At 46.8% G+C, this 7,747-nt stretch carries 9 protein-coding genes; 8 read left to right on the forward strand and 1 reads right to left on the reverse strand.

Going from position 1 to position 7,747, the window contains the following annotated elements; genetic code table 11:
* Positions 1 to 168: 168 nt before the first annotated feature.
* Positions 169 to 1,035 carry a YitT family protein gene (locus DIJ65_RS15890; protein WP_117303785.1) on the reverse strand — a complete coding sequence of 289 codons (867 nt, stop codon included), beginning with the start codon at positions 1,033 to 1,035 and terminating at the stop codon, positions 169 to 171.
* A 107-nt stretch (positions 1,036 to 1,142) separates the two neighbouring features.
* Here DIJ65_RS15890 and DIJ65_RS15895 point away from each other — a divergent pair, with 107 nt between their 5' ends.
* The 8 genes from DIJ65_RS15895 (at position 1,143) to panD (ending at position 7,388) form a co-directional block, all read left to right on the forward strand.
* Positions 1,143 to 1,481, forward strand: coding sequence for a nucleotide pyrophosphohydrolase (locus DIJ65_RS15895; RefSeq protein WP_117303784.1), 339 nt, complete (start codon positions 1,143 to 1,145; stop codon positions 1,479 to 1,481).
* Entirely contained in the window at positions 1,478 to 2,278 is an 801-nt protein-coding gene (dapB, locus tag DIJ65_RS15900; RefSeq protein ID WP_117303783.1) for a 4-hydroxy-tetrahydrodipicolinate reductase, read from the forward strand. Before DIJ65_RS15895 ends, dapB begins: the two co-directional genes overlap by 4 nt.
* A gap of 13 nt (positions 2,279 to 2,291) precedes the next feature.
* Positions 2,292 to 2,696 (forward strand): methylglyoxal synthase, encoded by a 405-nt coding sequence (gene mgsA / locus DIJ65_RS15905; RefSeq protein WP_117303782.1) that lies wholly within the window; start codon positions 2,292 to 2,294, stop codon positions 2,694 to 2,696.
* Between the two features lie 11 nt (positions 2,697 to 2,707).
* Positions 2,708 to 3,862, forward strand: a complete 1,155-nt coding sequence (gene bshA / locus DIJ65_RS15910; protein WP_117303781.1) for an N-acetyl-alpha-D-glucosaminyl L-malate synthase BshA — start codon at positions 2,708 to 2,710, stop codon at positions 3,860 to 3,862.
* On the forward strand, positions 3,846 to 4,979 hold the full coding sequence (locus DIJ65_RS15915) for a CCA tRNA nucleotidyltransferase (RefSeq protein ID WP_117303780.1): 1,134 nt from the start codon (positions 3,846 to 3,848) through the stop codon (positions 4,977 to 4,979). The genes bshA and DIJ65_RS15915 overlap by 17 nt, the downstream gene beginning before the upstream one ends.
* Positions 4,957 to 5,940 carry a biotin--[acetyl-CoA-carboxylase] ligase gene (locus DIJ65_RS15920; RefSeq protein WP_117303779.1) on the forward strand — a complete coding sequence of 328 codons (984 nt, stop codon included), beginning with the start codon at positions 4,957 to 4,959 and terminating at the stop codon, positions 5,938 to 5,940. The genes DIJ65_RS15915 and DIJ65_RS15920 overlap by 23 nt, the downstream gene beginning before the upstream one ends.
* Before the next feature lie 225 nt (positions 5,941 to 6,165).
* Complete coding sequence (panC, locus tag DIJ65_RS15925; RefSeq protein ID WP_117303778.1) at positions 6,166 to 7,002, forward strand: pantoate--beta-alanine ligase; 837 nt, start codon at positions 6,166 to 6,168, stop codon at positions 7,000 to 7,002.
* A 2-nt stretch (positions 7,003 to 7,004) separates the two neighbouring features.
* Entirely contained in the window at positions 7,005 to 7,388 is a 384-nt protein-coding gene (gene panD / locus DIJ65_RS15930) for an aspartate 1-decarboxylase (protein WP_117303777.1), read from the forward strand.
* The last annotated feature ends 359 nt before the right edge of the window (positions 7,389 to 7,747 follow it).

The following is a 7,747-nucleotide window of genomic DNA, read 5'->3' on the forward strand; positions in this document are numbered from 1 at the left end:
GGCTCAAAAGTCTGGTAGCACGTTATGAAACTTTGCGTTATGCATCTTAATTGAACCGCCGTATACCGAACGGTACGTACGGTGGTGTGAGAGGTCGGGAGTTAATCGCTCCCTCCTACTCGATTTTGAAATAGATTTCATATGTTTCTTGAAGCTTCCAACCCAAATTTAACCTACAGGCATTTTCTGCTCATCCAGCGTAAAACCTTCGCCCATTACATCATGCACTTCGATCAATGAAACAAATGCATGGGGATCGACAGAGTTGATGATGTTCTTCAACCGGACGATTTCGTTTCGTGCCACCACACAATAGAGAACTTCGCGTTCTTCTTTTGAAAAATGGCCATAACCACGGAGTATCGTGATGCCGCGGTCCATCTCATCAGCGATGCGGCTGGCAATCTCCTCCTGGGAATTGGAGATGATCAATGCGCCCCTTCCTGAATAAGCCCCTTCCTGCATGAAGTCGATGACACGCGCGCCAACAAAAACTGCGACAAGCGTATACATCATTGAGCGGTTATCAAGAAATGCGAGCCAGGACAGCAGAATGACAGCTGCGTCAAACAGGAACATCGTCTTGCCCATGCTCCAGCCAACGTATTTCTGGACCAGACGGGCAATGATATCGACGCCCCCTGTTGTTCCTCCGTAACGGAAAATGATGCCGAGGCCGGCTCCTACAAAAATGCCAGCAAATAATGAAGCAAGAAAGAGGTCATTTTGCAAGTCGATCTGCACTTCATAAATCAAAAAGATTTTCAGGAACACCGACACGGCAACAGTGCCGATAATTGTATATAGAAACAGGTTTTTTCCAAGGAGCTTCCAGCCCACAAAAAATAATGGCAGGTTGAGTAACAGGTTCATCAATGCGGGATCCCAATTAAACAGAAAATAAAAGATCAAGGTTATCCCTGCAAATCCGCCTTCTCCGAGCTCATTTTGAATATTAAAATGAACAAATCCAAAACTGTAGATGGCTGCTCCGATCAAAATGAAGAAAATATTTTTAAATTGAAGATTTTTCAACTGCGTTCAACTCCGTTCTGTATGTGCAACTCTTGTATTATGGGTCATATTCAGGATTTTGACAACATCATCTCTTTTCTTTACGATTAAAACAGGAGTGTGAAGTTATGGCACATGAGAAAACAGTCAAACAACTGCAAAGGGAAGTTGATGAATATATTTCACAATTCAAAGAAGGGTATTTTACCCCCCTTGAAATGATTGCACGTCTGACGGAAGAATTAGGGGAACTGGCAAGGGAAGTAAGCCATGTATATGGTCCGAAAAAGAAAAAAACTTCCGAAGCCGAAGCAAGTATATCTGAAGAAATGGGAGATTTGCTGTTCGTTCTTATTACAATGGCAAATTCGCTTGATATTGATCTGGCTGACGCGCACGACGGCGTATTGGCAAAGTTCCAATCACGGGATGTAAACAGATGGACAAGAAAGGATGAAGGCAAATGACGATCCGAGTTGCAATTGCGGGTGCCCGCGGCAGAATGGGACAGGAAGCGGTACATACCATCATGAAAAATAAGGAAATGGAACTTGTCAGCGTTCTGGATTATAAAGAGATCGGAGATACGCTGGCAGATACCCAGTTATTTCCACAGTCCTATTCAACACCCGTCTTTACGGATATGGCTGCTCTCCATAAAAAAACACATCCGGATGTCCTGGTGGACCTGACTTCACCAGAATCAGTCTATCAGCACACCCGGCAGGCTTTGGAGCTCGGAATCCGTCCAGTGGTCGGTACCACCGGTTTTTCTGATGAAGAACTGAAGGAATTGAAGAGATATTCACAGGAAAATAAAATCGGCTGCATCATCGCTCCGAATTTTGCTGTTGGGGCTGTTCTGATGATGAAGTTTGCTGAACAAGCGGCCAAATACCTGCCGGATATCGAAATCATTGAAATGCATCATGATCAAAAGCTGGATGCACCATCCGGGACAGCCATGAAGACCGCCCATATGATTTCTGCCCAACGGGATGTACACGGGCAGGGGCATCCAAAAGAAAAAGAAACTCTGGAAGGAGCCAGAGGCGCTGATTATGATGGTATGCGCATCCACAGTGTCAGACTGCCGGGTCTTGTAGCCCATCAGCAGGTGCTTATGGGGGGAGACGGCCAGCTTCTTACAATCAGGCACGATTCGTTCAATCGTGGTTCTTTCATGTCCGGAGTGGCATTATCCGTCACAAAAGTGATGGAACTCGAAGAGCTGGTCTATGGGTTGGAAAATATAATCGATTAAAGGGGAAGATGGCATGAAAATCGCTCTTATAGCGCATGACCGAAAAAAGGATGACCTGATTCAGTTTGTCATCGCCTACCAGCCGATATTAGCGGAAAATTCACTTTTTGCGACCGGAACAACCGGCCAACGGCTGATAGATGAAACGGGGCTTCAGGTGCACAAGTTCCGCTCCGGTCCGCTCGGTGGCGACCAGCAGATCGGTTCCATGATTGCGCAGGATGAAATGGACATGATTATCTTTTTCCGGGACCCATTGACTGCCCAGCCGCATGAACCGGATGTAACCGCTTTGATACGTCTTTGTGATGTCTACAATATTCCACTGGCTACCAACATGGGGACAGCGGAAGTTTTATTGAAGGGCCTTAAGGAAGGTTTTGTTGATTGGCGCCTCATCAGGGAGCGCAGAGGATAGGAGTGTCGGAAATGCGAAAAATGAAAATAGGCATCACATGTTATCCGACTGTTGGCGGATCGGGCGTAGTTGCAACGGAACTTGGCAAGCTGCTGGCTGAAAAAGGGCACGAAATCCACTTTATCACATCCAGTACACCGTTTCGGCTCAACCGGATGTATTCCAATGTCTTCAGCCACCAGGTTGATGTCAATTCCTATTCAGTGTTCCAGTATGCTCCTTATGACATTGCGCTGGCCACCAAGATTGCGGAAGTGATCAAAAATGAACAACTGGACCTTTTGCATGTTCATTATGCGATTCCCCATGCAGTATGCGCCATTCTCGGACGTCACATGGCGGATTCAGACATCGGCATCGTAACCACTCTGCATGGAACGGATATTACCGTTTTGGGTTCTGATTCTTCATTGAAGGAAGCCATCCGCTATGGGATTGAGAAATCGGACATCGTTACAGCGGTTTCAAATTCCCTGCGAGACCAAACCTACGATTTGATCAATCCGGATCAGGAGATCGAAACCGTCTATAATTTTGTTGATGAGCGGGATTATCATGTGAAAGATACCGGTACTCTTAAAGAGGAACTTGGAATCGAAGATGATGAAAAAGTGGTGATCCACGTATCCAATTTCCGAAAAGTCAAAAGAGTCGGTGATGTGGTGGATACATTCTGGCGCATTCGAAAAACAGTCCGCGCCAAATTAGTGCTTGTGGGCGATGGGCCGGAAATGAGCCGGATTCAGGAACAGGTAAGGGATCTTGGTATGGCGGAAGATGTGTTGTTCCTTGGTAAAAGGGATAATTTATCTGAACTGTATAATATTAGTAATTTGAAGTTATTGCTTTCGGAAAAAGAGGCATTCGGCCTGGTCATGCTGGAAGCGATGGCCTGCGGAGTGCCGGGCATTGGCTCGAATGTCGGAGGAATTCCTGAAGTCATCGATCCGGATGAAAATGGCTATCTTGTGGAACTCGGTGACACAGAACAAGCCGCTCTAAAGGGCATCGCAATTTTGACGGATAAAAATCTGGCTGCCCATTTAAGAAAAGGAGCAATTGATACCGTTGCCACCAAATTCCATTCCAGCCGTATCCTGAAGGAATATGAGGAGATTTATGAACGGCTGTTGAATAAGAGGGATAAACATGAAGACGGCAATTGACGTCATCAGAAGGTTGAAAAATGCCGGATTCGAAGCTTATTTTGTCGGAGGAGCAGTCCGTGATTTTCTTCTGGGGAAAAACCCGCATGATTTTGATGTGGCGACTTCCGCAGCACCCGAGCAGGTAAAGGGACTCTTTAAACGGACAGTGGACACCGGCATTCAGCACGGAACGGTTCTTGTGCTGGCGGGTGGCGCCGGAGTTGAGGTTACGACCTTCCGGACAGAAAGCGATTATTCCGATAACAGGCGGCCCGATTCTGTCGCGTTTGTAAAATCATTGGAGGAAGATTTGAAGCGCCGTGATTTTACGATCAATGCCATGGCGATGACGGAAGAACTTGAAGTGGTTGATTTATATGGTGGCAGGAAAGACCTGGAAGAAAAGCTGATTCGTGCTGTCGGAGAACCCGATCAGCGTTTCCGGGAAGATGCGCTTCGTATGTTGCGTGCTGTAAGGTTTTCAGGGCAACTGGATTTTGCCATTGACGAATACACCCTGTCATCGATTCAAAAAAATGCCGCTTTGATCGGATCTATTGCCGTCGAACGCATCAAAATGGAGTTGGATAAAATCATGGCCAACAAACACGCCGTGCGAAGTATCGACTATCTGTCACTTTCGGGACTTGCGGACCATCTGCCCTCAGGAGGGCTGTTCAAAACGGATTGGAGTACTTTCCAGCCGACAGGCGATCCTCTGAGCGGCTGGCTGTACGCTTTTTGGCATAATTCAAAAGACGTTTCCGCACTTTCAGCTTATAAGTTTTCAAATGAAGAAAAGATTATCCTCAAGAAAGCCATGGCAGCTGCTTCTTTGGAAAGCTGGAATCCGTGGACCTACTATACCTACACACCTAAGCAATTGGAGCTGGCAGCAGCGTTAACAGGCAGAGGTGATGGGTGGATAGAAGAAAAAGTGAGCCTTCCCATTGAGTCGAAATCAGATCTGGCCATCAACGGACGTGATTTGATGGACTGGACGGACAATAAGCCCGGTCCTTGGCTGAAGGAAGCCCTGGGTGAAATTGAAAGACGGATTGTTTTCAGACTGCTGGAAAATGAGAAAGACAAGATAAAGGACTGGTTTTTGGATGAATACAACCGTGACAAATAAATTGGCGGAACGTTTAATGGAAGCTGCGGGAGAACCGGTGTCCGGCCAACAACTGGCCGATGAATTCGGGATTTCCAGAACTTCCATATGGAAACATATAAAAGATCTTCAGGAAAAAGGCTATGAAATATCCTCTGTCAAAAAAAAGGGCTATGCTTTGACGGGAATTCCGGATTCACTCGAAGCTTCAACCATTCAGCCCTTGCTGAAAACAGCGCGTTACGGCAAAACTATGGAATATGTCAGCAGCTGTGAATCGACGCAGATTATCGCACACCAGCTGGCCCAGCAAGGCGTACCGGACGGGACAACCGTACTGGCAGAAGAACAAACTGCCGGTCGCGGTAGAATGGCCAGAAAATGGGATTCAGTGCATGGCAAGGGCATCTGGATGAGCGTCATCCTGCGGCCCGACGTGCCGATTCAGCGCGCACCTCAATTTACCTTGATCGCAGCAGTGGCTGTGGTCCGGGCAATCGAAGAAGTGACCGGGTTGAATGCCGACATCAAATGGCCGAATGATATTTTATTGAACGGCAAAAAGTGTACGGGCATCCTGACTGAACTGCAGTCGGATGCGGATGGCATTCAGGCGCTGATCATCGGGATCGGCTTGAATGCAAATCAGGGGCCAGCTGACTTCAGCGAAGAAGTGAAAGGGATCGCCACATCGTTGAAAATGGAAAAAGGGAATTCCGTCAGCCGGCAGGAGCTCGTCCGCGCAATCCTTTACTACCTGGAGCAATACAGCGCAATTTATATAGAAGAAGGCTTCGGAGCATTAAAGCTGATGTGGGAGGGCTATTCCACAACGATCGGAAGGACAGTCCGTGCCCGCATGGCCAAAGAGACGATTGAAGGGGTAGCGGAAAGCATCACGGATGAAGGCGTCCTGCAAATTCGTACGAAAGACGGCAAGCTTCATGGCATTTATTCGGCAGATATTGAGATTAAGAAATGATAATTGTTTTTACCCGCGCTCTTCTGCTATAGTGTTTTTAACGGGCAGTATCCTTTGGAACTGCACCGGTATGCGTGTTGTGCTGCAATTTAAAATTAATGGTCTGCCTTGATCTATTGCATGACAGGGACGGAAGATATGAAGCCTACATTTTCTGTCCTTCTGCCCATTTTTGGCTGAGGGACTTTTTATATGCAGCTTTCTTCCGGGAAGGAGAGAGAAGTATTGCGTCTGATTGAAACAATTGAAGAACTGAAACAGTGGGTCAGCGAAAATAAGGCGACAGGTGCCGGTATCGGGCTTGTCCCTACGATGGGCTTTTTACACGAGGGGCATATGAAACTTGTGGAAACAGCCAAAAGGGAAAATGATGTGGTATTGATGAGCATTTTCGTCAACCCTGCCCAATTTGGCCCAAATGAAGATTTTGAACGCTACCCAAGAGATATGGAACGGGATCAAGAATTGGCTCAAACAGCCGGAGCGGATGCAATATTTGCCCCCTCAGCCGGTGAAATTTATCCCCGCGAATCCGCCATTGTCATTTCTGCCGGCAGATTGGCCGATCAATTATGCGGGAAATCGCGGCCCGGCCATTTCGATGGCGTGCTGAAAGTGGTCACGAAACTTTTCCACTTGTCGGAGGCGGACAGGGCCTATTTTGGACAAAAGGATGCACAGCAATTGGCAATCATCGAGTCGCTGGTGGAAGATTTTAATTTTCCGTTGGAAATCCGGAGAGTCGAAACGGTCCGCGAACCGGATGGCCTGGCGAAAAGTTCACGCAATATCTATCTGACGGGGCAGGAGCGTGCCGAAGCGCCCCATCTGAAAAAGGCACTGGAAATGGGCAAGCAACTGGCGATTGGCGGAATGGATCCGATTCCCGCAATGACGGATTACCTTGGTGAAAACTGTTCCGGAACAATCGACTATATTCAGTTGCTGTCTTATCCGGATCTCACGGAAAACGTGACAGGCGAAGCGATTTTGGCATTGGCTGTCCAGTTTGAGAAAGCGCGTCTGATCGACAATCTATTATTTACCATAAAGGGGAACTGACAATGCTTCGTATGATGCTCAATTCAAAAATTCACCGTGCTACTGTCACAGAAGCTGATTTAAACTATGTGGGCAGCATCACCATCGACCAGGATCTGCTCGACGCAGTCGGCATGCTGCCGAATGAAAAAGTCCATATCGTCAACAACAACAACGGTGCCCGCTTTGAAACCTATATCATTTCAGGCCAACGCGGCAGCGGCGTCATCTGCGTCAACGGAGCGGCAGCGCGCCTCGTACAGAAAGGCGATATTGTCATCATCCTTTCTTACGCTTATGTTATGAATGAAAACGCACGTGACCATAAACCGACCGTCGCAATCATGGATGGATCCAATAAGATTAAAGAAATCATCAGCTACGAACCAGAAGCGACCATTATGTAGACACAAGCCTTCCAAAAGAAGGCTTTTTCTTTTGGTCACTTCCAACATTCTTTATACGTTATTAAAAAAAGAGTTTTTCTGTACCGCTGCGTAGTTCGTTGCAAACGCATAATCCACGCATGCTTCAGCTAATGCCTTCAAAGCTGTTTTGCGGAATATCGGCTCATGAAATTTTTTATTCATGTTATATCACTAGTGTTGCATAAAAACTGACGAAATATTCAGTCACAACTTTTCAATTATTTTTGCCAAAAAGGGAAGCACCCGAATAAAGGTAGCACTGTCCATTTGGTAGATTTATACAGTTTGACGAAGGCAACAGAGATGGACGGTCTTCTTTACGGAACTGCTTTGTTTTC

This window comes from Planococcus salinarum, from assembly GCF_007004625.1.
Classification (GTDB): domain Bacteria; phylum Bacillota; class Bacilli; order Bacillales_A; family Planococcaceae; genus Planococcus; species Planococcus salinarum.

Excerpts from the sequence above, each read along its gene's own strand:
- DIJ65_RS15895 (WP_117303784.1), top strand. The coding sequence starts at position 1,143 with ATGGCACATGAGAAAACAGTCAAACAACTGCAAAGGGAAGTTGATGAA.
- dapB (WP_117303783.1), top strand. The coding sequence starts at position 1,478 with ATGACGATCCGAGTTGCAATTGCGGGTGCCCGCGGCAGAATGGGACAG.
- mgsA (WP_117303782.1), top strand. The coding sequence starts at position 2,292 with ATGAAAATCGCTCTTATAGCGCATGACCGAAAAAAGGATGACCTGATT.
- bshA (WP_117303781.1), top strand. The coding sequence starts at position 2,708 with ATGCGAAAAATGAAAATAGGCATCACATGTTATCCGACTGTTGGCGGA.
- DIJ65_RS15915 (WP_117303780.1), top strand. The coding sequence starts at position 3,846 with ATGAAGACGGCAATTGACGTCATCAGAAGGTTGAAAAATGCCGGATTC.
- DIJ65_RS15920 (WP_117303779.1), top strand. The coding sequence starts at position 4,957 with ATGAATACAACCGTGACAAATAAATTGGCGGAACGTTTAATGGAAGCT.
- panD (WP_117303777.1), top strand. The coding sequence starts at position 7,005 with ATGCTTCGTATGATGCTCAATTCAAAAATTCACCGTGCTACTGTCACA.